Annotated in this window: 26 protein-coding genes; 24 read left to right on the top strand and 2 right to left on the bottom strand. The window is 42.4% G+C overall.

Translation table 11 applies throughout. The annotated features are described in order from the left end of the window. Window positions 1–241 precede the first annotated feature (241 nt). The gene (locus MHZ95_RS04460) at window positions 242–1210 is read left to right on the top strand and encodes a proline dehydrogenase family protein (RefSeq protein WP_239389326.1); all 969 of its coding nucleotides are present in this window, start codon (window positions 242–244) and stop codon (window positions 1208–1210) included. Window positions 1211–1284: 74 nt separating this feature from the next. On the opposite strand, the gene MHZ95_RS04455 is transcribed toward MHZ95_RS04460, so the two are convergent. Both MHZ95_RS04455 and MHZ95_RS04450 read right to left on the bottom strand, forming a co-directional pair. After that, window positions 1285–2301 (bottom strand): DUF1646 family protein, encoded by a 1017-nt coding sequence (locus tag MHZ95_RS04455; protein WP_239389325.1) that lies wholly within the window; start codon window positions 2299–2301, stop codon window positions 1285–1287. A gap of 212 nt (window positions 2302–2513) precedes the next feature. Next, complete coding sequence (locus MHZ95_RS04450; RefSeq protein WP_239389324.1) at window positions 2514–4004, bottom strand: peptide MFS transporter; 1491 nt, start codon at window positions 4002–4004, stop codon at window positions 2514–2516. Between the two features lie 345 nt (window positions 4005–4349). Here MHZ95_RS04450 and MHZ95_RS04445 point away from each other — a divergent pair, with 345 nt between their 5' ends. The 23 genes from MHZ95_RS04445 to MHZ95_RS04335 all read left to right on the top strand — a co-directional run bounded on the left by MHZ95_RS04445 (window position 4350) and on the right by MHZ95_RS04335 (window position 25229). Continuing rightward, window positions 4350–4595: a hypothetical protein gene (locus MHZ95_RS04445; protein ID WP_239389323.1), complete on the top strand. Its 246-nt coding sequence runs from the start codon at window positions 4350–4352 to the stop codon at window positions 4593–4595. A 103-nt stretch (window positions 4596–4698) separates the two neighbouring features. Continuing rightward, the gene (locus tag MHZ95_RS04440) at window positions 4699–6291 is read left to right on the top strand and encodes a long-chain-fatty-acid--CoA ligase (protein ID WP_239389322.1); all 1593 of its coding nucleotides are present in this window, start codon (window positions 4699–4701) and stop codon (window positions 6289–6291) included. A 234-nt stretch (window positions 6292–6525) separates the two neighbouring features. After that, window positions 6526–8406 (top strand): ABC-F family ATP-binding cassette domain-containing protein, encoded by a 1881-nt coding sequence (locus MHZ95_RS04435; protein WP_239389321.1) that lies wholly within the window; start codon window positions 6526–6528, stop codon window positions 8404–8406. Between the two features lie 18 nt (window positions 8407–8424). Further along, a complete protein-coding gene (locus tag MHZ95_RS04430; protein ID WP_239389320.1) occupies window positions 8425–9558 on the top strand; it encodes a conserved virulence factor C family protein in 1134 nt (377 codons plus the stop codon). 171 nt (window positions 9559–9729) lie between these two features. Next, complete coding sequence (locus tag MHZ95_RS04425) at window positions 9730–10929, top strand: Bcr/CflA family efflux MFS transporter (protein ID WP_239389319.1); 1200 nt, start codon at window positions 9730–9732, stop codon at window positions 10927–10929. 41 nt (window positions 10930–10970) lie between these two features. Continuing rightward, complete coding sequence (locus MHZ95_RS04420) at window positions 10971–11459, top strand: hypothetical protein (protein ID WP_239389318.1); 489 nt, start codon at window positions 10971–10973, stop codon at window positions 11457–11459. A gap of 250 nt (window positions 11460–11709) precedes the next feature. Beyond that, window positions 11710–12519 (top strand): N-acetylmuramoyl-L-alanine amidase family protein, encoded by an 810-nt coding sequence (locus MHZ95_RS04415; protein ID WP_239389317.1) that lies wholly within the window; start codon window positions 11710–11712, stop codon window positions 12517–12519. A 392-nt stretch (window positions 12520–12911) separates the two neighbouring features. Beyond that, a complete protein-coding gene (ehuB, locus tag MHZ95_RS04410) occupies window positions 12912–13787 on the top strand; it encodes an ectoine/hydroxyectoine ABC transporter substrate-binding protein EhuB (RefSeq protein WP_239389316.1) in 876 nt (291 codons plus the stop codon). Window positions 13788–13858: 71 nt separating this feature from the next. Then, window positions 13859–14521: an amino acid ABC transporter permease gene (locus MHZ95_RS04405; RefSeq protein WP_239389315.1), complete on the top strand. Its 663-nt coding sequence runs from the start codon at window positions 13859–13861 to the stop codon at window positions 14519–14521. Further along, window positions 14518–15207, top strand: coding sequence for an ectoine/hydroxyectoine ABC transporter permease subunit EhuD (gene ehuD / locus MHZ95_RS04400; RefSeq protein ID WP_239389314.1), 690 nt, complete (start codon window positions 14518–14520; stop codon window positions 15205–15207). Before MHZ95_RS04405 ends, ehuD begins: the two co-directional genes overlap by 4 nt. 21 nt (window positions 15208–15228) lie before the next feature. After that, on the top strand, window positions 15229–16002 hold the full coding sequence (gene ehuA / locus MHZ95_RS04395; protein ID WP_239389313.1) for an ectoine/hydroxyectoine ABC transporter ATP-binding protein EhuA: 774 nt from the start codon (window positions 15229–15231) through the stop codon (window positions 16000–16002). Window positions 16003–16098: 96 nt separating this feature from the next. Beyond that, entirely contained in the window at window positions 16099–16536 is a 438-nt protein-coding gene (locus MHZ95_RS04390; protein WP_239389312.1) for a BrxA/BrxB family bacilliredoxin, read from the top strand. Then, window positions 16533–17336 carry a class I SAM-dependent methyltransferase gene (locus MHZ95_RS04385; RefSeq protein ID WP_239389561.1) on the top strand — a complete coding sequence of 268 codons (804 nt, stop codon included), beginning with the start codon at window positions 16533–16535 and terminating at the stop codon, window positions 17334–17336. The genes MHZ95_RS04390 and MHZ95_RS04385 overlap by 4 nt, the downstream gene beginning before the upstream one ends. Before the next feature lie 276 nt (window positions 17337–17612). After that, window positions 17613–18212, top strand: coding sequence for a YpjP family protein (locus MHZ95_RS04380; protein WP_239389311.1), 600 nt, complete (start codon window positions 17613–17615; stop codon window positions 18210–18212). A 268-nt stretch (window positions 18213–18480) separates the two neighbouring features. After that, the gene (locus tag MHZ95_RS04375) at window positions 18481–19422 is read left to right on the top strand and encodes a thymidylate synthase (protein ID WP_239389310.1); all 942 of its coding nucleotides are present in this window, start codon (window positions 18481–18483) and stop codon (window positions 19420–19422) included. Between the two features lie 128 nt (window positions 19423–19550). Continuing rightward, window positions 19551–20039: a dihydrofolate reductase gene (locus tag MHZ95_RS04370; protein ID WP_239389309.1), complete on the top strand. Its 489-nt coding sequence runs from the start codon at window positions 19551–19553 to the stop codon at window positions 20037–20039. Between the two features lie 119 nt (window positions 20040–20158). Next, the gene (locus MHZ95_RS04365; RefSeq protein ID WP_239389308.1) at window positions 20159–20974 is read left to right on the top strand and encodes a GDSL-type esterase/lipase family protein; all 816 of its coding nucleotides are present in this window, start codon (window positions 20159–20161) and stop codon (window positions 20972–20974) included. An 11-nt stretch (window positions 20975–20985) separates the two neighbouring features. Then, window positions 20986–21561, top strand: a complete 576-nt coding sequence (locus tag MHZ95_RS04360) for a YpmS family protein (protein ID WP_239389307.1) — start codon at window positions 20986–20988, stop codon at window positions 21559–21561. Between the two features lie 11 nt (window positions 21562–21572). Then, window positions 21573–22103, top strand: coding sequence for a peptide-methionine (S)-S-oxide reductase MsrA (gene msrA / locus MHZ95_RS04355; protein ID WP_239389306.1), 531 nt, complete (start codon window positions 21573–21575; stop codon window positions 22101–22103). Next, window positions 22100–22525, top strand: coding sequence for a peptide-methionine (R)-S-oxide reductase MsrB (gene msrB, locus MHZ95_RS04350; protein ID WP_239389305.1), 426 nt, complete (start codon window positions 22100–22102; stop codon window positions 22523–22525). The genes msrA and msrB overlap by 4 nt, the downstream gene beginning before the upstream one ends. Window positions 22526–22540: 15 nt before the next feature. Further along, window positions 22541–22762, top strand: a complete 222-nt coding sequence (locus MHZ95_RS04345; protein ID WP_239389304.1) for a YozE family protein — start codon at window positions 22541–22543, stop codon at window positions 22760–22762. 82 nt (window positions 22763–22844) lie between these two features. Then, window positions 22845–23549 (top strand): purine-nucleoside phosphorylase, encoded by a 705-nt coding sequence (deoD, locus tag MHZ95_RS04340; RefSeq protein ID WP_239389303.1) that lies wholly within the window; start codon window positions 22845–22847, stop codon window positions 23547–23549. Window positions 23550–23729: 180 nt separating this feature from the next. After that, window positions 23730–25229 carry a lmo1851 family serine protease gene (locus tag MHZ95_RS04335; RefSeq protein ID WP_239389302.1) on the top strand — a complete coding sequence of 500 codons (1500 nt, stop codon included), beginning with the start codon at window positions 23730–23732 and terminating at the stop codon, window positions 25227–25229. Window positions 25230–25262 lie beyond the last annotated feature (33 nt).

Raw genomic sequence — 25262 nt, 5'->3', positions numbered from 1 at the left:
ACTGTCATTATTATCATATAGAAACATACGATTAAACAAATCGAATAAATTATGCGTTAGTAACAGCGCTGATTATACGGGGAGTTAATGGAGTATGCAAGGCGCAAATTATTCCAAGGCAGGCCCGAAGCCTTTATAATCGGAGAAAATGAAAATCTGGAGAACCTCATCTATCTCCTTTCTGCTCTTCCAAAAACGATGTGATATAATTAGAATAACAAGAATATTGAGGAGGTTTGCCATGTTAAAAGCCTTTTTTATGGGATTATCTCAAAATCAGCTATTGAATGACGCGGCAAAAAAGTATGGTTTAAAGCTCGGCGCGCAAACTGTCGTAGCAGGGACAAACGTGGAAGAAACGATTCAAAGTATAAAAGAGTTAAACAATCATGGCATTTCTTGTACAGTCGATAACTTAGGGGAATTTGTCCATGATAAAGCGGAAGCGTTAAGGGCAAAAGAACAAATTTTAGCAGTCATTAAAGCGATTCACGACCATGGTGTTGATGCGCATATTTCGTTGAAACCTTCTCAATTAGGCCTTGATATCGACTATGCATTCTGTTTAGACAATGTGAGGGAAATTGTTTCCGCTGCCAAACGCTATGATCTATTCATCAATTTTGATATGGAAGATCACGCCCGTTTGCAACCATCATTCGGTCTAGTGGACGAGTTATCAAAGGAATTTGATAATATCGGCACGGTTATTCAAGCCTATTTCTTCCGCGCGGAACAGGACTTGGAAAAATATAAAAATTACCGTCTGCGAATTGTGAAAGGGGCCTATAAAGAACCTGCTGACGTTGCCTATCAAACTAAAAAAGAAATCGATGAGAATTATATCAGATTGATTGAATGGCATTTGTTGAATGGGAAATTCACTTCAATCGCTACGCATGATCACCATGTAATCCAACATGTCCAGCAATTTGTAAAAGACAATCGCATTCCGATTGAGAAATTCGAATTTCAAATGCTCTATGGTTTCAGAAAGGACATGCAATTACAGTTGGCGAGTGATGGCTATAATTTTTGTACATACGTTCCCTTTGGCAATGATTGGTACGGTTATTTCATGCGCCGTCTTGCGGAAAGGCCACAAAATGTGAATCTCGTTATGAAACAAGTTTTCAATAAGAAAACGAATACAATGCTTGGTTTAGCCGCAGGCGCATTTCTACTAGGCCGGGTGACAAAAAGAAAATAAGGATACGCAAAAAAAGGTTGTAGAATGGAAGTAAGTGTACTCCATTTTACGACCTTTTCATTTACATATAGTGATTAACCAATTGTCACAATGATGATAAAGTAAACGATCATTGCGAGTAAGCCGATTGGAACACCGAAACGTGCCCATTCGATACTTTTAATATTCAGTTTTCCGGCGGCGATAATGTTGGGTATATTCCCGGGAATCAACATACCGCCACTGATGAGAAGACCGAGAAGAATAGCCTTAATGGTCGGCTCATCCATCGTCGGACTGATTTCTGCTGCTGCGAGTGTAGCGTTGTCAAGAACAGCTGAAATCATATTGATCCAGTACAAGACATAAGGATGGAGATCGAGTAAATATCTTTCGATGAACGGTTCAAATCCAGCTCCAAGTAAGGTAAGGGCCATGACGAATAGATAAATCTTAACTCCACGAATTAAAATGTCTATGTAAGATTCGGTTCCTTGATCTGCGTAAAGACTTCTTGTTTTTTCCTGAGGTTTGATGATAACAGCGGCAAGTATACCGAAAACAATAACGCCAGGGATGACATCTGCACCAATTAATTGGAGTAAATAGAAGAAATCTTCATTCAATTTACTCGTTGCAATCGTCGACAAAGGTTCGCCAATCGGCGTTAAAACTGCCCCCATCCCGATAGAATAACAAGCTAGGATAACAAGTCGTACTTCGGATTTGCGATCCAAACGAAGGACACTTACGACAGTGACGAGGACAATCGCAGCAATAATGGCTGTAATCACACTAGAAATGATTCCGAGAATGATGACAACAAGTGCTAAAAACAACCTGAACGGCATCGCTTTACTCATGCCGAGAATCCCATTTTCAATTGGGCTTTGAAGCCAACGGAATAATAGCCCAGCAATGATTACTGCCAGTGTAATTTGAATGGGATCTTCCAATGCCTTGACAATGAGTGATTTATCCAACATACCGCTCACAATTGCGGCGGCCACACCCATGATGAATAGGAAAACTTCCAAGTTACGCTCGACTATTTTCACAGTGAACGGTAAAAACAGTACGAGGATTAAAATAATTGTTAAACCAATAATCATCATTTTACTCCTTTTCAATCTATTATAAAAATAACTAACATTCTTATCATAGCATTTATTAATAGGGAGAAAAACCTGATTTTAAAAATAATTTCATCTTCATTGAATAAATACTTTTGTACCGAAAGCGAACGGTAACGGCAGAAGAACATCATGCCTCGGGTCGATGAACGTAAAAAGGTATAATCCGTTGCGGATCATACCTTTTAGGATTAGCGTACGCCTTTCATATAACGTTGGATGAAAGGGGAAATACCGAAGAGGATAATTCCGAGCAGAATAGCCACTCCTCCGATAATTCCAAAATACATCATTTCCGTTTCAGGCGTATAAAACTTAACGAGCTGTGCGTTCAGTGCTTGTGCGGCTGCGTTCGATAGGAACCAAAGGCTCATCGTCTGAGCAGAGAAAGCAGCAGGCGCAAGTTTGGTTGTCGCGGACAACCCGACAGGCGATAGGCATAATTCACCTAGCACGACAAGTAGGATGCTTAAGACGAGCCATAGTGGGCTGACGAGGGCGTCTGTACCTCCAAAATAACCTGGTAATAAAATGACGATGAAGGACAGTCCAGCAAATAGGAGCCCTAACGAGAACTTTTTCGGGATAGAAGGCTGGCGGTCACCGAGCTTCATCCACAGCCATGCAAATACGGGTGCTAATGTGATGATGAACAGCGGATTGAACGATTGGAACCAAGCCGGTGAAATGGTAATTCCCATAAAGTTTAAGTTCGTCCGTGTATCCGCGTATAGCGCTAAAATCGTTGAACCCTGTTCTGCGATTGCCCAGAACATGACAGCAGCAAGGAAGAGCGGAATGAACGCAAGGATACGTGAACGTTCCACATCATTCGTTTTTGGACTCCTATACATCACAATAAAGTAAGCGGTAGGGATGAGGAAACCAAGTATACCCACGATTGTGATAAAAGATTCGAATGTAAGCCAACCGCGTGGAATAGCGATTGCAATCGCTATTGCAATGACTACTAATGCAATTGCAGCAATAATGGATACTTTTTTCTTTTCCTTTACAGACAATGGATTTGCCACTTGTGTACCGGCAAGTCCAAGGCTACTCTTCTTCGTTAGCATAAAGACAACCAAGCCGATAAACATCCCGATAGCAGCCAACCCGAATCCAAGATGGAAACTGGTGTGCATTAATTCACCGGTGATAATCGGAGAAATGAAAGCCCCCAAGTTGATCCCCATATAGAAAATACTGAAGCCGGCATCCCGTCTATTGTCGTTTTCAGGATAAACGTCACCGACGATACTAGAGACGTTCGGTTTCAATAGACCTGTTCCGATTACGATGAGTACCATCGACGTGAAGAACATGGCTAGATTACCTGGAATTGCTAGCGCAATATGACCGAGCATAATGAAAATACCGCCATAGAATACGGCTTTCGAAGTACCGAATATCCGGTCTGCAAGCCAACCGCCGATGATTCCGGACATGTATACAAGGGAACCGTAAATGGACATAATCGATAATGCAAGGGTCTTATCCAATCCGAGCCCGCCCTTAGACACCTCGTAGTACATATAAAAAACAAGGATCGCTCTCATCCCATAATAGGAAAAACGCTCCCAGAATTCTGTGAAGAAAAGAGTGAACAATCCTTTTGGATGTCCGAAAAATCCTTTCTGCGGAACGCTTTCCACAATTTCTTTTTTCGTTAACTGTGACATTATGTTGCCTCCTTCATATTTCACTATAATACATATAATCGTTTTCAATTGTCAAAAATAATTTATTTATTCAATGGTATTTGGAATATAGTTGGTTTTACAATGTTTTACCCTAATCGAAATTTTCGAAACAGATTATAAAAATATGTTTCTAACTAAAAATTAATTATACCAAAATACTTTTTGTTTGGAATAAACAATCATTTCGCAGTTTGGATAGAAGGTCAATATGAAATCAAATAAAGGATGCGCAGGTACATGACTTCATTCCCGAATACATAGATTGAAGAAGGGATAAAGAGAGTGATCTAGGACGTGATGAAAATTCGTTTAGGAGGGAAATTGTTGGAGGTCTATGATGTTGTCTTAATCCCACTGATTATCGGGATGGTAGAACTATTGAAAATGTATGGAATGTCAAGGCGATTACTGCCAATCATGGCGTTGATTTTCGGGATATTGGGAGGCATCTTTTATATCTATCCCCATGACCCGAAAGCGGGGATACTTGTTGGGATCATGATGGGGTTGTCGGCAAGTGGACTGTATTCAGGTGGCAAGGCGGTGGTGGAAAAAGAAGTTAGGCAGTGAGTTGGCCGAGAAGGAAATCGATGGAAAAGTATTTTGTTAGTATAATAGATGACAGAATATTTACAATCCTATATACTGAATGAAAACAACGAGGTGAAAAGAGATGAACATTCCATTAATTTTACCCCATTTCCTAGATCGAGCTGTCACATTATTCGGCGAAAAAGAAGCGGTCCACTGTGAGGGGAGAACCATCACGTATAAGCAATTGAATGGCAGAGTCAACCAGCTATCCAATGGACTACGAGACCTCGGAATTGTAAAAGGAGATCGAGTCGCTTATTTGGCAGGCAATTCACTTGAAATGTTAGAAGGCTTTTATGGTGTTTTTCAACTTGGTGCGATAATGGTGCCGCTGAATATTCGCCTAAAGCCCGAAGATTATCTATTCATCCTGAACCATAGTGAAGCTAAAGTGCTTTTCGTCGATCAAGATTTCTATTCTCTAATCCGCTTGATTATCCCTGATTTCAAAACGGTTGAGCATATCATTGTTCATTATAAAGACTCGGAAACGAATGCCATCGATTATGATGATTGGCTGACTTCCTACTCGGCTTCGGTGTTCGATCGTGCAGATATTGATGAAAATGACGTCTGTAGCTTGCTTTATACAAGTGGAACGACCGGAAATCCAAAAGGGGTCATGTTGACACATCGGAACAATTATTTACATGCGCTATCGACAATGCACCATTTAAACGTGAAAGAGTCGGACGTCTATTTACACGTACTACCAATGTTCCACGTAAATGGATGGGGTGCTCCTTTTTACTATACGGCTAACGGTGCGACACATATTTGCTCCCGAAAATCGACGCCTGCTTCTATTTTCAAAGCACTGCAAGATTATCGGGTAACTATCTTACATATGGCACCAACCGTATTGAATGCTTTATTGCAATACCATGATGCACATCAACCTGTCGTGGAACAAGATGTCCGAGTGGTCATTGCCGGTTCCGCGCCTCCACCTGCGTTTATTACCAGAGTCGAGGAAGAATTAGGTTGGAAGTTCATTCAAGTATATGGGATGACGGAATCAACCCCGCTCAGCCTTATATCAACCATTCATTCCCAGTTAACGGATTTGCCAAAAGCGCAACAAACCGTTTTGAAATCGAAAGCCGGTTATCCGATGATCGGCAGCGATGTCCGTGTCCTTGGAGCAAATGGACGCGAAGTAGAACACGATGGGGCTGAGGTGGGGGAAGTGGCTGTTCGGGGTCACGGCGTGATGAAAGGTTACTGGAAAAATGAAGAGGCTACAAAAGAAGCGCTTCAAGAGGGTTGGCTTTTTACAGGAGATATGGGAACTGTGGATGAATATGGTTATATCAATATTGTTGATCGTAAGAAAGATGTCATCATTAGTGGCGGTGAAAATATTTCATCAATCGAAGTGGAAGGGGTCCTTTATGAACACCCTGCTGTTTTGGAAGCTGCTGTCATTGCTGTACCACATGAAAAATGGGGTGAAACTCCTCACGCTTATATTGTTCTACGGGAAAATATGGAAGCGACTGAGGAAGAGTTCATCGCTTTTTCAAGGGAGCGATTAGCCCACTTTAAAGCGGTTACAAGCGTCACGTTCGTCGAAGAACTCCCAAAAACTGCATCGGGTAAAATTCAAAAAGTTCAACTCCGCGATACTTACTGGGAAGCGCAAGGAAAGAGTGGGCGTTTGGTGAATTAAATCGATGGTTTCTCAAAAAGCTTACATTCGCTATGTTTTTGCATAGCGAATGTAAGCTTTTCTAATTCGACTAAAATTCAAATGCGTCCTAGCCTATCCGTTTAGCGGGATTTGCCATTGATCTTCCTTGTATTTTCATTGATTGGTTATATAGGACAGACAATACACTTTCAAAAAACCGTCCATATCAGCTATGATAGAAACAGGTAGTCATTTAGAAATGGAAGTGTTGTCATGAGTCAATTGATCGTTGAAAACCTGACGAAGACGGTCGGGGAGAAAACGTTATTCAACAATATAGCGTTCACAGTGGTGAGCGGGGAAAAAGTCGGGTTGATCGGCATAAACGGTACCGGTAAATCGACGTTGCTGTCCATCATCGCCGGAACTGAAGATGCAGACACAATATCGAAAGACCATCCGAATAAATATCGGATTGCATATCTACCGCAAGAACCTGATGTGGATCCAGAGCGGACCGTCATGGAAACGGTGTTCATGAGTGATGCACCGATTATTAAATTGAACTTGGATTATGAACATGCCCTTCAGGCACTGACGGCAAATCCGGAGTCTTCCGCTCATCAGGAGCAATTCACCAAACTGCAAAACGAAATGGATGCGCAGTCTGCATGGGATCTGAATGCAAAAGCGAGAACGATCTTGACGAAACTGGGCATTGATACGTTCGATAAAAAGATGGGAGAGCTGTCAGGCGGGCAGCAAAAAAGGGTTTCATTAGCTAAAGTGCTTATTGAACCTGCGGATTTGCTGTTGCTCGATGAACCGACCAACCATCTTGATGTGAATTCCATCACTTGGTTGCAAGAGTTTTTAAAAAATGAGCAAGGCGCGGTCATCTTCGTCACGCATGATCGCTATTTTCTTGATGTGGTCTCTACACATATTTATGAGCTGGCCGACAAGACGTTGTATTCCCATACTGGAAACTACGGCGATTATCTCGAATCGAAAGCGTTGCGTGAAGAAATGGCGGCGGCAACGGGCGATAAGCTTCGCAACCAATACCGCTCTGAGTTGAAGTGGATCAAGCGGGGTGCGAAAGCACGATCGACGAAACAGAAAGCCCGGATTGGCCGTTTTGAAGAGCTAGCTGAAAAAGTGAAAAAAGAAGAGAGCGGCGTCGAAATGGATGTTGCGTTGAAAACTTCTCGGCTTGGACGAAAGGTCATTGAAGCGATGAGTATTTCAAAATCGTTCGGCGACAGAAAAATTGTCGAGGATTTTTCATGCTTGCTTCAATCCGGTGATCGGATAGCAGTTGTCGGGGCAAATGGAGCGGGGAAAACGACGTTATTAAAACTAATCTCAGGCGAAATTGAACCGGATAGCGGGCACATTGAAAAGGGATCTACGGTGAAGATTGCCCATTTCCATCAACATATCCCATCGATGAATGGAAACAAACGGATTATCGAATATATACGTGAGACATCGAATGATATCGAAGATGCGGACGGCGTGCGTATATCTGCTTCACAAATGTTGGAACGTTTTTTATTCCCGACTTCATCTCACGGGACACCCATCAGTAAATTGTCTGGCGGAGAACGGAAAAGATTGTATTTGTTGAAACTATTGATGGAACAGCCCAATGTATTGTTGCTGGACGAGCCGACGAATGATTTGGATTTGGAGACATTATCCGTGCTCGAATCATTCATTGATACGTTTCCGGGTGTTGTCATTACAATATCCCATGACCGATTTTTCCTCGATCGTACATCGACGAAATTATGGATATTGGACGGCTCCGGAAAAATCGATTCTTGGTACGGGATCTATACAGATTACCTTGAAACCTATGAAGCTGTTACAGATGTGAAACCAGAACCTGTTGTTGAAGTTGTGAAACCGGCCAATAAGCCTCAGAAAAAGAAAATGACTTATGCTGAAAAGAAAGAATGGGAATCCATCGATACGGAAATTGAGAAAGTGGAGACGGAAATTGAACAGACCGAGGCAGAAATGGCCTCCGCCGGCTCCGATTACGATAAACTAAGAGAACTGACAACGAAGCTCGATGCATTAAACGAATCGTATGAAACATTGATCGAGCGATGGTCATACTTACAAGAAATTGCAGAGTCTTAAACTGGAGGGAACTTATTCATGAAAATTGTAACGATTGAACCGACACCGAGCCCGAATTCCATGAAAATTGTCTTGGATACGGAATTGCCGCAAGGTACCGGCCATAATTATAAAAAAACGGACGTAGAAATAGCCCCGTACCCTGTATCCGAATTGTTGAACATCAATGGGGTCAAAGGAATTTATCATGTCATGAATTTCATGGCGGTTGAACGGGTGGGGAAAGTCGCTTGGGAAGCGATTCTAGCTGATGTTCAAGCTGTTTTTAATGAAGAGCAAAGTGAAGAATCTGAAGTGGAGGAGCAAGCCGACGACAGCTTTGGTGAAGTGTATGTACACGTCCAAACTTATAAAGATATACCTTTGCAAGTGAAGGTGTTTGATAGCAATTCCGAAGAACGCTTCGGCTTGAGCGAACGTTTTGTCAAAGCGATGAATGCTGTTCAAGGGCGTGAAGTCGAAAACTATATATTACTACGTAAGTGGGCGGACTACGGAATCCGCTACGGCGAAAAAGCTGAAATAGGAGAAACGGTTATTCAGGAAATCGAAGCTGCCTATCCGGACGAGCGTCTGCAGGAAATTGTCCGCCAAGCCGGGGAAGGTCACTCGGACACTGTCCAGCGTGGAAGAAAAGTGACGCTTGAAGAATTTGACGTCGAAGAATGGGAAACAAGGTTTCAATTGCTTGATCAAATGCCTGATCCCGATATGTCGGATGCTCCATTATTGGATCGGGCGCTTGATGATGAAAAAATGTCAATCCGTCGCCTTGCCACAGTCTATCTTGGCATGATTGAAGATGAAGCAGTTATTCCCTATGTTGAAAAAGCACTTAAAGACAAAAGCTGGGCTGTCCGCCGTACTGCTGGCGATTGTATGAGCGATCTCGGATTTGAAGGATTTGAAGCTGCGGCTATCGAGGCATTGAAAGATAAAAATAAATTGGTTCGTTGGCGTGCGGCGATGTTCCTTTATGAAACAGGAACTGAAAAAGCACTTTTTGCATTGAAAGAGGCTGAAAACGATCCGGAGTTTGAGGTGAAGCTGCAAATCCGTATGGCCATTGCACGAATTGAGGAAGGCGAGGACGCCAAAGGTTCCGTTTGGAAGCAGATGACCGAAGCACGGATGGCATCGCCGGAAGAATAAGTTAGAGGTGAACAAGAAGGCTGATTGGAAACGTTACATTTCGTTTCAATCAGCCTTCTTTATTATTATCCACTTTGATGGTACAGTAGAGTACTTGTGCACACAAAATAATGTTCAATTCATCGATTGCATTCGCAAACGATGTCCAGCTTCAGAAAGGTTGTTTTCAACATGGAACCATTATCAGGAACAAAACGATTAAAGTTTGCATTACTTCTTGGAACATTGGCAGCAATGGGTCCGTTGACGATTGATATGTATTTGCCATCATTTCCTACAATTGTATATGCATTTGAAACGACAGCTTCCTATGTACAAGTTAGTTTAACAGCATGTCTGTTAGGTATCGGGCTCGGGCAATTGATTGTCGGACCGATGAGTGATGTACGAGGACGAAAAAAGCCATTGCTCGTTTCGCTTATCGTTTATTTTATAGCTTCACTCTTCTGTGTATTCGCACCAAGCATCGGTTTCTTTATTGCTGCCCGTTTTATACAAGGGTTAGCTGCATCCGCCGGCATCGTTCTTTCAAGAGCGATTGTTCGCGATGTCTACAGTGGAAGGGAATTGACAAAGTTCTTCGCCTTGTTAATGCTCATTAATAATCTGGCTCCGATCCTTGCCCCCGTCTTGGGTGGTGGCATTCTCGCATTCACGAATTGGTCAGGAATCTTCACTGTATTAAGTGCAATCGGCCTGCTTTTATTTATCATTGTGTTATGGAGATTAGACGAGACGCTGCCCGAGCAAATGCGTGTACCGAGTAGTCTTTCCGCCACATTGAAAAACTTTTTGTCTTTACTGAAAAGCCGTCAATTTATGGGATTTGCCCTTGCGCAGGGCTTCATCATGGCGGGGATTTTCGCTTATGTGGCTGGGACACCTTTTGTGTATCAAAATATTTACGGTGTTTCGCCACAAACCTTTAGCTTGTTGTTCGGCATGAACGGACTCGGCCTTATAATGGGGGCTCAAGTGGTAGGAAGGCTGTCAGGAATCGTATCTGAAAAACGATTTTTAGAAATCGGATTATTCATCTCGGTCCTATCTGGTGCATTGCTCCTGCTGGCCGTCTTGCTGAATGGACCACTCGTTACAATCGTTGTGCCGATTTTCTTTTTCGTCGCATCGATTGGCGTCATTTCGACATCGTCCTTTTCATTGGCGCTGGAATCACAAGGGCATATTGCAGGGAGCGCTTCCGCGTTGCTTGGATTACTGCCTTTCGTTTTGGGAGCGATCACTGCGCCACTCGTTGGGATAGGGGGAGAAGAAACCGCAATTCCAATGGGCGTTATCATTTTCGTGTCAGGCCTCATCGCTGTCCTGTCATATGCCGGACTTGCAAGAAATACAATCAGAGAAAACTGATGGATAGCCGCCAACTCAACCGAGTAGGCGGCTATACTTACATGGTTGAGACTCAGTTGAATACAATGGCAGTACCCGGTGTAGAAAGGGGCTTCCATATGAAAGAAGTGATCATTGCGTTAGTCAGTTCTTCCATTACCATTCTGATCACTAGTTTCTTTTCTTATCATTTTCAATTGATGAAAGAAATCCGTAATGAATCTGTAAAATACAAATCGGAAATTTTGAAAAAAATCTATACGCCGGTCTTAAAAATATTAAAAGCAGCTGTTGTGGCTGGTGAAGGTTATGATGGCATTACGAAAGAATCGCTGTATGAAATCGATGATATTGTCAAAAAGAATTATGAGTTGGTCGATCCGGAATTGGATGCCATCATCTGGTCGATCAAAAAAGAAATAAGACGGGATCATTATGAAGACAGTTTGAAGTTATTTGATAAAAATAAAAAATTATTCAACCACGTCGAACTTCATTTCAACTTTTACCGTAAACAGCTTGGATTACCGTATAACAAAAGAAGGATTTGAAGTGTGCGAAACCGATTAAAGGGCACAAATAGAGCGGAAAGACGGGTTCCATTAACAAGATGCATCGCTAAAGAGGATTTCGACTTCTTATGTCTTTCCTGTATAGGTAGGCATCTTTTCTTTTCCTATTGAAAATGGACAAGTGCCGACAATCACACATAAATAGCGAATATGATACAGAGAAAAGTATTTAAGGGAGATGATGGATTCTCACTTGAATATTGTAAAACACGAAGAGGAGGTATTTACAATGGTTAAAATTGCAATCGATGCCGGGCATGGATTTGATACACCTGGGAAGCGTTCCCCTGATGGCGAGCGGGAATGGTCATTTAACAATAAAGTAGCTCAATATGCCATAGCGAAATTACAAACTTATAAAGACGTAGAAATTCTTCGTGTAGATGATCCTACTGGAAAGACGGATGTTCCGCTTACAAAAAGGACAGACCTTGCGAATAAATGGAAAGCCGATGTTTACGCATCTATCCATCACAACGCGATGAATGGGAAATGGGGGATGCATAGCGGCATTGAAACATATACGTCAGATAATCCGGATGCGAGTTCACGATCGAAGGAAATAGCGAATATTGTCCATCCCCGGGTCGTCATGGCGATGGGGATTAGCGATCGTGGCATGAAACAAGCGGATTTTCATGTGTTACGTGAGTCCTCCATGCCTGCCATTTTGACAGAAGGAGGATTTTTAGATTCCAAAGTTGACATAATAAAATTACGTGACGACAATTACTTGAAAGCCCAAGGCGAAGCTATTGCGGATGGCTTGGCGTCCTATTTTAAATTGAAGTCAAAAAATGAACTGGAAGACAAGGAGTCCTCCGTTGCTAAAATAATGACGGAAAAGTTCTATAATCCTTCCTCGCAAACAATGATCGATGCCACAATTTCTGTCTTGAAGCGACTCGAACAAAGCGGGAAAACAACATTACCTCCTATTTGGCGTGAAAAATTATCGAATGGGACGCTGACCGAATCTGATGCGATCGGGTTATTGTTTCTCGTATTGGATCAAGGATACTTCGATGAACTGAAATGATTTCGCTTAAGTAGTTTAAAATGCGGGAACAGCATATAGATTGACGATTCAAGTAGAATAATCGTGAAAAACAGCAAATGATGCCACAATTTCATTTGCTGTTTTTTATTATTTTTTTATCAATTTTGATCTATTTGAATTGGGAAAAGTTAAAGGGTTAAATCTATTTGATCATTTATTTATACTTGATTAATGGTCTTTGAAAATAAATTTTAAATTATTTTAAAGGATTTCGAAGAGCTTTTAACGGTTGTTACGTCAATCTCAATTGACTTTTCGAATTAACGTGACATTCAGAAAAATCCGTTTTTCCATTTGAAGTTTGAAATTCTCTATGTTAATCTAAAAACTATAAAATTTAAGAGTTTTACGAAAAAATAAAGGAGGAAATTATGAGGAAATTTAAGTTTGGAATTTTGGCCACGGTCATTTTGCTTCTGTTGGCGGCATGTGGAAACGAAGGAAACGGCTCATCCGGGGATATTTTGTCTTCGCTACAAGACAAAGGACAGGTAAAAGTTGGTTTTGCAAACGAAAAGCCTTATGCATATGAGGAGGATGGCGAATTGAAAGGAGCTGCTGTTGATATTGCAAAAGCGATTTTCAAAAATCTTGGTGTAGAAGAAGTTGACGGACATCTGTCTGATTTTCAGCAACTGATTCCTGGATTGAACGCCGGTAAATTCGATGTCATTACAGCTGGAATGGCGATTACACCGGATCGTTGTACCAACGTAGCTTTTGGTGAACCTGAGATGAAATACGGGGAAGGCCTCATTGTCGAGTCCGGAAACCCGATGAAGTTGCATAGTTATCAAGACATAGCAGCCAATCCCGAAATTACGGTTGCTGTAATGAGCGGCGCGACCGAAAAGGCATTCCTTTTGGCTGAAGGTGTTGCTGAAAGCCAAATTACAATGGTTCCAGATATTCCGGCTTCTTTCTCGGCGGTTGAGTCAGGGAGAGCACATGCAACGACAGGTACAGAAATGACGATCAAAATGGCGCTTGAATCTTCAAATCAAGACAAACTGGAGTTTGTCAATGACTTCGAACAACCGAATATTGAAGGTGTACCAAGCTACGGTGCAGCTGCTTTCCGTCAAGATAACGAGGCATTAAAGGACGCGTATAATGCCGAACTTAAAAAGTTGAAGGCAAGTGGCGAGCTTGCTGCAATTATTGAGCCTTATGGATTTACAGAAGAAATGAATGTTGTAGCTCTTGAAGTGACTACTGAGAGTATTTGTAGCGGTGAAAATTACTAATCGTTTTAGGGTCGCACCTTTGTTACAGGTATGGCCCTTTTCACATTACGGCTGAAAATGGAGATGTTTTTATGAGTTCCATAATGGAAATATCCCTTGTACTCCTAGAGGGGATAAAAATCACATTAATCGTATTGGCCCTTTCCATCACCATCTCGACTTTGATTGCGTTTGTCGCTGGGTTGTCGAGAGTGTCCTCTAATGTTCTGCTCAACAAGTTCACCGGATTTTATGTTGAAATATTCCGAGGGACTTCGCTCATCATACAACTTTTCTGGTTTTCTTATGCATTACCGGGATTGTTTAATATTCACTTGGGAAGTGATATCTGGACAGCTGTGATTGCTATTTCTCTGAACTATGGCGCTTATATGTCTGAGATTGTCAGAGGGGCGATCCTATCGGTTTCCGGTGGACAAACAGAAGCCTCGATTGCACTAAATTTAACGAAATTTCAACGGTTGCGCTATATCATTATCCCGCAGGCAATCCGGATGATGCTTCCCGAGTACGGAAATTATTTAATCCAGATTTTGAAAGCGACTTCTCTTGTATCGTTGATAGGCCTGACAGATTTATTGTATTACGGAAATATTTACAGAAGTACTCATTTAGCAGAAGCGCCGACAGTCTATTTGCTGATCCTCGTTTTCTATTTTATCCTCGCATTGCCGCTTATCGCATTTACAAGGAAGATGGAAGTTTTCTCTAAGAAGGGGGTGGCGCAGCAATGAAATGGGATTGGAGCGTGTTTTTTGAAGTCATTCCACTGATTTTCAAAGGGTTATGGATTACACTCGGTTTAACGATTGCTTGTTATCTTTTTGCGATGATCTTTGGTTTCTTTTGGGTGTTCATGGCGCGTATCCCTTCTAAAACCGTTCGCTGGATTTTCCGTTGGATTGCCGAATTCATTCGTTCGACACCTCCTTTGGTTCAATTGTTTTTCATTTTTTACGCTTGGCCGATGGTGCCTGTAGTAGGCGTCTCGCTCAATCCGTTTGCGGCGGCGATTTTAGGTCTTGGTTTACATTTTAGTACCTACTTGTCCGAAGTCTATCGTTCCGGCATCGAGTCGGTTGATAAAGGACAATGGGAAGCTTCGACGGCGTTGAATTTATCGTCAAAACAGAAATGGCTGAAAATCATCTTACCGCAGGCGATTCCGCCGACCATTCCGATGCTTGGTAACTACTTGATCATTATGTTTAAGGAAGTGCCGCTTGCTTCTACAATCGGTGTTGTTGCGATGCTGCATATAGCGAATGATTACGGAGCCCAGTATTGGAAGTATGTAGAACCGTTAACGGTTGTCGCATTGTTCTTTTTATTGCTCAGCTATCCATCCGCTTTATTGATTAACAAGCTGGAGAAAAAATATAATCGGCGTTTTGATAAAAAATCAGTTTCGACACTGTAACTGTAAAGGGAGTTCATATCTATGGGAGAATCCATCGTTCATTATTCAAACATTTTTAAAACATTCGGAGAGGTTGATGTTTTGAAAGGCATCGATTTAGAGGTTAAACCTGCCGAAAAAGTCGCATTGATCGGTCCGAGTGGATCAGGGAAGACGACCATTATCCGTATGCTTATGACGTTGGAGCAACCGACCTCAGGAACGATTTTGGTCAATGGGGAAAATTTATGGCAAATGGAGAAAAAAGGGCAGCTTGTAATGGCAGATGAGCACCATTTACGATCGATACGCGGAGATATCGGCATGGTATTCCAACACTTCAATCTGTTCCCGCATATGACCATTTTAGAGAATTGTATGCTAGCGCCAACAATCGTTAAAAAGGAAGACAAAACGGAAGTGGAACAGCAAGCGGTAGAAATGCTTGAAAAAGTTGGTCTCGGTGACAAAATCGACTTGTATCCAAGCCAATTATCGGGAGGTCAAAAACAGCGGGTTGCGATGGCTCGTGCCTTGATGATGAAGCCGAAAGTGATGCTATTTGATGAAGTAACTTCTGCTCTTGACCCGGAACTTGTTGGAGAAGTATTGGAAGTGATCCGCGACCTAGCCAAGGAAGGAGAAATGGCGATGATTTTAGTTACCCACGAAATGGATTTTGCGCTTGATATTGCTGACCGAATCCTGTTTTTAAATGATGGGGTTATCGAGGAGGAAGGATCACCGGAAGAAATTTTGATGAATCCAAAAAGCGAGCGCTTACAAGACTTCTTGGCGCGTTTCAATAATCGATAAACAGATGATGTGAAAAAACAATCTCTTCTATAGTAATATGGAGATGGACAAAAATTTGTAGAAAGAACGTTTTACTAACTGGAGGGAATTGAACACATGAATGCTTACGATGAATATATGAAGGGCATCGTCAAACCGATGCGTGAGGAACTTGTACAAAATGGATTTACAGAATTGACAACGGCAGAGGCTGTTGAAGAGAAGATGGACAAACTGGAAGGGACGGCACTAGTCGTCATTAATTCGGTTTGTGGATGTGCAGCAGGTCTTGCAAGGCCAGCTGTAAGGGAAGCTTTGCAAGAAGCTGAACAGAAACCGGATCATCTATTGACCGTTTTCGCAGGACAAGATAAAGAAGCGACAGAAAGAATGCGTGCGTATTTTGCAGAAGTACCGCCAAGCTCTCCGTCCATTGCCTTATGGAAAGATGGCGCATTGGCTTACTTCATCCCGCGGGAACAGATCGAGAACTTCGAAATGGAACAAATTAAAAACCATCTGGCGGAAGTTCTGACTCAAGTTTGCAGCAAGTGAACATGATCATTACAACAGGTGGCAGACCGGATAAGCATTCCGAAATGTTAGCGATGGAAGCGGTCAAAGCGCTCGATTCACCTTTTGTGGAACGGAATAAGCGATCTGTCTTCCGCTTGCAGGAAGAATACAGGGCAGATGTGTTGGTAGCTGGAAAAAATCGATTTGAACTGTATCGGTTAGGGATGGAAGAACCCTTTTTCTTCCATCCGAATTCAGCTGCCTTCCGATTGAAACGGTTGGCAAAAGGGGAACGTGATCCGATGGTTGAAGCCGCTGCCTTACGCGAAGGTGACTCTTTTCTCGATTGTACACTCGGACTTGCTTCCGATAGCATTGTCGCGTCTGCTGTCGTTGGAGACAGTGGAAAAGTTTTAGGGATCGAAGCGGACGCAGCAGTAGCATTTATCACTGGGCGAGGGCTCCAATCCTTTTCGACAAATTCGGAACAACTCTGTAACTCAATGAGCCGGATTGCAGTCATTCCATCAGTCGCCATTGACTATCTCCATACACAACCAGATGCCTCTTGGGATATCGTCTATATCGATCCGATGTTCCATCGACCGATCGAAGAATCATCCAACTTCACTCCATTGCGCAAAGCTGGCGTCCATGGCATGCTATCACAGGCGTGGATGGAACAGGCGATGCGAGTCTGTAAAAGACGAGTCGTCGTAAAAGACCGATTTGACTCGCATGTATTTGACCGTTTCCAGCTAATCCGGAAAGTCCGACCGAATACAAAATTCCATTTCGGTTATTTGGAAAAGGAATTCCTCGTATCTTCAACTGAATGAATGAAAAACGCCATCATCCTCATATGCAGGATGATGGCGTTTTTGAATGAATGTTAATGCGTAAAGTTCAAAGAGCTTAAATACAGTATCAATGCGAGCATTCCGATACCAATAAAGAGTTGTACATCCACGAGTATTACCCTCCTTCAAAAAAACGCACATTTATCTACAAATTTATTGTACAATGAATAGTAGAAAGAAGAAACCTTTTCTATGTCTTTTCGTCAAACAGTTAACGCGCATTTTAAAAAATGTTCAAAATTGCAGGTGAAATGTATGAGAAAATGGATACAAAAGACAATTGTTATTGCAGTAGCGCTTCTGACATTTGGCGCGATTTCGCCGAACCATGAAATTTGGACAACTTTGCAGGAGAAAGTCCATCCAAAACAGACGGAAGATCCATCACGTCTTGCCGATTATGCCATCGGATTGGATGATCCTGTTTATGCAGATGACGGAGATACGTATGCCGATCCAAGTGAAGACTCATTAGTCGTGTCTGCAAAGGAAATGGCCTACACAAAATTCGGTTCCAAGATCGGTCCAGTGATTGGAGACGAATTTGATGAAGTTATCTTCCCGAAAATCGAGGAAGCGATCCAAATGACACTTCTGCATTCTGAAGATCTACATAAGCGAAAGTTGGCGATCAGCGAACGGCCAGGAGGAGACTACTCCGAGAAAATATTCAATGTCTATGACATGGATACAAGGAAAGATCTTATCCGTTTTCACGTCCGAACCGACAAACGGCCACAAGATGGCTATTTTTTCAACTTCCATTATCATGTCGCCGATGATGGATTTGTGACACATCACACGATTGGCGATATCTATTGGTCGAAAAACACGCCGCCTAAGTGGTTATCATAAACCACTTAGGCGGTATTTTTTTACTTGCTTCAGCCAGGTGCTGAAGCAAGTAAAGCCTCCGGCGGATGTCATGGATTTTGAAAGGAGTCAATCGCGATTATCTAAGTGCCTTAAATTCTGCAAAAAAACGCAGAAATTAAGGCAAATCGAACCCTTCGCTGTTCGATTCGCAATTCAAAATCTGGACACAATTACGCCGAGGCGTAATTGATTTCAATCGTACAACTGTTTTTGTTATACTGGAATCAAGTAAGAGGAGGCTTTTCAGATGAAGCAATATTTGGATTTATGTAAACATGTTTTAGAAACGGGTACAAAAAAAGAAGATCGGACCGGGACGGGAACAATGAGTGTGTTCGGTTATCAAATGCGATTCGATTTAAATGAAGGTTTTCCATTGATGACAACGAAAAAAACGGCCTTTCGTCTTATCTCGTCAGAGTTACTCTGGTTTTTGAAAGGCGATACAAATGTTAAGACACTCATTGAAGATGGGAACCCGATATGGGATGAATGGGCATTTGAAAAATGGGTGAAGAGTGCGGAGTATGCCGGGCCTGATATGACGGATTTCGGACGTCGGGCTACCAAAGACCCCGAATTTGCGGCTATTTACCAAATAGAGATGGACGCTTTTAAGAAACGGGTTGTCGAGGACGAAGAGTTTGCTGCAAAATACGCAGACCTCGGGCCGGTTTACGGTAAACAATGGCGCTCTTGGGCGACGGGGACAGATACCATTGACCAAATCGCTAATGTAATCGAGAGCATTAAACGGAATCCTGATTCTAGGCGACATATTGTCACAGCTTGGAATCCATCTGAAGTGGAAGATATGGCGTTACCACCATGCCATGCCTTATTTCAGTTTTACGTAGCAGATGGCAAATTGTCTTGTCAACTTTATCAACGGAGTGCAGATATTTTCCTTGGCGTTCCGTTCAACATTGCATCGTATGCATTGCTCGTTCACTTGATTGCAAAAGAATGTAATCTTGGTGTCGGGGAATTCGTCCATACACTTGGCGATGCGCATATTTATTCGAATCATTTGAGTCAAGTGAATGAGCAATTGACACGTGAACCGAAAAAGCTGCCAACGTTAGTACTAAAAGGCGAAGGGAAATCGATTTTTGAAATGACAACTGCTGATATCGTACTGGAAGGTTATGATCCCCATCCGAAGATTAAAGCGCCTATTGCGGTGTAATGAAGAAGACGCTGAGTATTCTGGCGTAAAATAATAGCTTTGAAATGGTTCGATCGGATTCTGTAGTTCGAGTTGATTGGTTTATGTAAAATAACTGAGCTGTTTGTTTAGAAGAAAGGAAGAAGAGGATGATATCACTGTTAGTGGCACATGATCCCGACCGGGTGATTGGCGTGAATAACGAACTGCCATGGCATATACCGGAAGAATTGGCCTATTTCAAGAAGGTATCGATGGGTAAAGCAATGATTATGGGACGAAAAACATTCGAGTCAATCGGCAGACCATTACCGGGGAGATTAAATATCGTCATTACCCGAAACAAGGGATACACGGCCGATGGAACTGTTGTCGTCCATGATCTCCGGAAGGCAATTGAAAAAGCGAAAGAGTTTTCAGATGAAATTATCATTATCGGCGGTGCAGAAATCTTTCGTTTGGCAATTGGGATTGCAGATCGACTTTATATTACGCTCATTCAAAAGCATTTTGCAGGCGATACTTTTTTTCCGCCGTACGGATCGGAATGGAATTTAGTGTCTGCTTCAGAAGAACAATTTTCAAAAGAAGGAATTCCATATTCGTATCTTGTCTATGATCGAAAAAAGGAAAGTTGACTAGATCCAACAATTCAAAATCCATATTTATTACCTCTCCATGTAATAAATATGGCTTCATGTAGGATACACATTAAAAGAGAACAGAAATTTTACTGAGGAAAAGGGGAACGTCATCTATGAGAAGAGTTTTCATGCTTTTGATCGTCTTCTCATTGTTGTTGTCAAGCTGCCAACCTGAGGATAACCGTGTATCTCAACCATTCTCTACTCGGCATGAAAGCGGCTTTTCCGAGTGGTCGATTCCAGGCTACTTCATACCGAAAAAAATCCATGTTATCGGTCTTGGGGATTCGCTTACGCAAGGTGTTGGAGATGAGTTGAAAAAAAGCGGTTATTTCGGTCGTGTGACTGATAAAATGAAAGAATGGAAAGGTGTTCTGGATGTCGATTCGGCGAATTTGGCAAAGCGGGGACGCAGAAGTGATCAGCTGATCAAGCAATTGGAAGAAAGCGAAATCCAATCTGCAGTCGAAGAAGCAGACCTGATTTACTTGACAATTGGTGGAAACGATATAATGAAAGTGGTAAAAGCCAACCTGTTTAATTTAAAAGTGGAACCATTTTATAGAGAACTCGGTGACTTTGAGAATAGGCTGGATGAGCTGTTTACCATCATTCGGACATTGAACGGAGATGCGATCATTGTTGTAGGGGGCTTATATAACCCGATTTCAATTGTGACGGATGAAGCAAATGAATTCGATGAGATTCTGGAAGATTGGAATGAAGCGATTGAAATCCGTGCAATTATGGACGGAAAAGCATGTTTTGTACCCGTCACGGACTTATTCGATTCAAATGTGAACATGGTATATCATACCGATTTTTTCCATCCGAACGCAAAAGGGTATGACGGGATGGCAAACCGTTTTCTCGAATCCATTCAAAAATGTGGTTTGCTGGAACTGTCAGAAGGGCAATTGGATATGTAGGAGATGATCGCATGAATCGATGGAAAATCGGATTTTTTTTACTGGCAGGCCTCATCGTGGCTGTTGTCGCATATATAATATTCCTCATTGGATCTCCAGGTGATTCAGAACCGTTACCAGAGGTGAAAATAGAGGATACATCGGATCACGTATTGACAGTTAAAGTGGCAAAGGAAGATTTTGAAGGTATTGCGAATACCTATATAGGAAAAGCAGTCAAAGGGGAACCACTTCCGGTGACAATGGTCGTTCGAGATGATGTTGTCCTGTTATCGGAAATGATGGTATTTTCGTTAAAATTGCCTGTAATCATGCATTTTGATCCACTTGTCAGAGAGGATGGCAACCTCATATTGAAGCTGTCGTCGATGGAAATCGGGCAATTGAAAATCCAACCTTCTACTGTCTTGACGATTTTAAGGGATTCGGTGAAATTGCCACCATGGATGATTGTCCGTCCTAAGGAAGAAGAGGTATTCATCGACTTAACAAAATTGCCTCTATCGGGTAATTTGAAGGTACGGGCAAAAACATTCAACTTGGCAGAAGATGAAATTATTTTAGAAATTATTATCCCAAAAGAATAGGAGCTGTTGAAATGGCAAAATCGCTAGCTACATTTGCAGGTGGTTGTTTTTGGTGCATGGTGAAACCTTTCGATCGCTATGATGGCGTGCTTTCGGTCGTTTCAGGTTACACGGGCGGTGATGTTGAAAATCCAACCTATGAACTTGTTTGCACAAATACGACAGGGCATCGGGAAGCTGTCCAAATCACATTCGACGATGCTATCATCTCTTATGAGGAGTTGCTACGCATCTTTTGGCGACAGATCGACCCGACCGATGCCGGGGGACAATTTTTCGATCGTGGAGAGTCGTATCGGACAGCGATTTATACACATACGCCTGAACAACAACGACTTGCCGAACAATCAAAAGAAGAATTGGCTGCTTCCGGTAAATTCGATAAACCGATCGCAACCGATATCCTTCCAGCCAAAACGTTTTACCAAGCTGAAGAAGGACATCAAAATTATTACATGAAAAACCCTGTGCATTATAACCGGTATGCAGTCGGTTCGGGACGAGAGCAATTTAAATTGAACAATTGGGGGGACCTAGCATGAAAGAAGAATTGAAAAACAAACTGACGGAAATGCAGTATCATGTCACACAGGAAAACGGAACAGAACCTCCTTACCGCAATGAATATGATCGGCATTTTGAAGAAGGGATCTACGTCGATATCGTCTCGGGTAAACCGTTATTCAGCTCAAAGGACAAATACGATGCCGGTTGTGGTTGGCCGAGCTTTACGCGACCGATAGAAGAAGCGGAAGTGACGGAACACTTTGATACTAGTTATGGGATGAGGCGGACGGAAGTACGCAGTAAAACAGCAGACTCCCATTTAGGACATGTATTCCCGGATGGACCGGGTGAAAATGGACTGCGTTATTGTATCAATTCAGCCGCTCTACGCTTTATTCCGGTTGAGCGGATGGAAGAGGAAGGCTACGATGCCTATCTCAAACTTTTCAATAAGTGAAAAAGGAGGGCTGGGATGAAACGCTCATTTTACCAGTTTGTTCTATCGTACCGCGGAGGTGCGAAAGAGGATTCTTTCGCCGTTTTCGCGGAATATATGTTTAATGATTTAAGTTTTCCGAAGGATGAAACGTCTTTTGATACGTTGTCTCGTTATATTGAAGATAAAGCAGATTCGAATATGCCATCCGTCGTCTTCGATGAATTATATCAATTGTATGAAGAGCGTTTCAATTGAAGGAAAGCGGCTTCTTCATTGCAACTTGACCTATTTAACTGTATGATTGAAAAAGAAAAATTTGAAAGTGAGGCAATAGGTGATGAGTATACATATCAACGCGAAAAAAGGTGACATTGCCGATACGATTTTGCTTCCAGGGGATCCGCTCCGTGCAAAATATATTGCAGAAAACTTTTTGGAAGATGCGACATTATATAATGAGGTTCGCAATATGTTCGGATATACGGGCACTTATAAAGGAAAGCGGATTTCAGTCCAAGGAACCGGGATGGGTGTGCCATCCATTTCCATTTACGTCACGGAATTAATGCAAGAATATGACGTGCAAAAACTGATCCGTGTCGGTACTTGCGGAGCTATTCAAAAGGATGTTCACGTACGGGATGTCATCCTTGCGCAAAGTGCTTCAACAGATTCTAAAATGACTGAAATCATTTTCAATGGGGTCACTTATGCACCGACCGCAAACTTTGACCTGTTACTAAAAGCGCACCAAGCAGGAATCGAAAAAGGTCTGGATTTGAAAGTGGGCAACGTCTTTACTGAAGACGTCTTTTATAATGAGTTTGCACAACATGAGAAGTGGGCCCAGTATGGGGTGTTGGCGGTTGAAATGGAAGCTGCAGCATTATACACGCTTGCAGCGAAGTTTGGTCGTCAGGCGTTGGCCATCTTAACAGTCAGCGATCATATTTTGACTGGCGAAGCGACTTCGGCAGAAGAACGTCAAACAACGTTCAATGAAATGATCGAAGTGGCGCTTGAAGCGGCTATTCAACAATAATGGTGAAAAAGGACCGTTCGCAAAGCAGCGGTCCTTTTGAAAGTAGAGCACGAAATCATATCAATTAAACAAATTTGATTTCGATGAACGTATGATTTTCCACGGTGAAATTGAGACAACAGTCGTCGATTACATCGGGGAAATTGATTTTCTGTAAAAGGGAAGAGAGTGGGGAGTAGGATGGATGAAAAAGTAAATCCCGGCATTGAAGAAGAACAGAAGCCACAACCGCCGGCAAAACGTTATATCAAACTGAAACCATTCTCCTTTGTCATGCTTGTGTTTGGCTTAGTGTTAGCCACTGCTGCAGTCACTTTTTTTGCGTTGACAACGGGGGAAGACAAAGTGGTCGATGTCGTCAGTCCTCCTAAAGCGTCTTCTGTAGAACGGAAAGAATTCCAAAAACTTTATGACGCCTATGATGAGATGAAAGCGAATTATTACGATGAGATTGACGAAACCGCCATTATCGATGGAGCGATCAATGGCATGATCGATGCGTTAGGTGATCCTTATTCTGATTATTTAAATGAGAAGGAAGCCCGTCAGCTGAATGAAAGCATCTCCTCGAGCTTTGAAGGAATCGGTGCGGAAATCCAAGAGAAAAATGGCTATATTAATGTCGTATCGCCGATTAAAAACTCACCGGCTGAACGGGCAGGTATCTTGCCAAACGACATGATCATCGCTGTTGACGGCGTTAGCATTCAAGGGATGTCTTCGTCAGAAGCGGTTCTTTTAATCCGTGGTGAGAAAGGGACAACCGTTACATTGTCGATTAAACGCGGAGAAGCGGCAGAACCTGTCGATGTGAAAATCGTACGCGATGTCATACCACTTGAAACCGTTTATGCGGAAATGCTAGACGATGGAATTGCCCATATCCATATTACAAGTTTTTCGGAAGGGACGACGAAAGAATTATTGTCCGCTTTAGATGATATGGAAGCAAAAGGCATGAAAGCCCTCGTCATTGACGTCCGACAAAATCCGGGTGGTATGTTGAATACCGCGATTGAAATATCCGATCTCTTTGTGGAAAATGGAAAGAATATTTTCCAGTTCGAAGAGAAAGGGAAAAAAACAGAAGTATTTGTAGCGAATGGTAATCGGAAAATCACGGTTCCTGTAGCTGCTCTTATCGATGACGGCAGTGCATCTGCATCTGAAATCCTCGCAGGAGCTTTAACCGAATCTTCCAATATTCCGTTAATCGGCATAAAGACATTCGGGAAAGGTACCGTCCAAACACCAAAAGATCTAGCAGATGGCTCCAATCTGAAGTTGACAACTGCGAAATGGCTCACGCCAAACGGCAATTGGATTCATAAGAAGGGGATCGCGCCTGATATCGAGGTTTCTTACCCACCTTATGCGATGCTTCCTTTCCTTGATCCGTCAACGGAAATGAAGGAAGGTATGCTATCCCCTACAGTCAAAGCCGCGGAAGAAATGCTGGATGCTGTCGGGTATGCGCCTGGCGAAGTGGATGGACTATTTGATGAGCATACTGAACATGCGGTGAAAAAGCTTCAAGAAGATCTTGCCTTGGAAACAACGGGAATTCTATTAGGAGATACGACATACGGTCTAATGGAAAAGTTGCGCGAGAAAATACAGGAAGATGATCCGCAACTATTGAAAGCGAAAGAAGTATTGCTTGAAAAAATAGGAGAATAACAGAGTAAGCGTTCGTTTCCATTTATGGACGGA

This window comes from Sporosarcina sp. ACRSM, from assembly GCF_022346545.1.
Classification (GTDB): domain Bacteria; phylum Bacillota; class Bacilli; order Bacillales_A; family Planococcaceae; genus Sporosarcina.
This window is presented reverse-complemented; position numbering and strand designations above follow the sequence as displayed.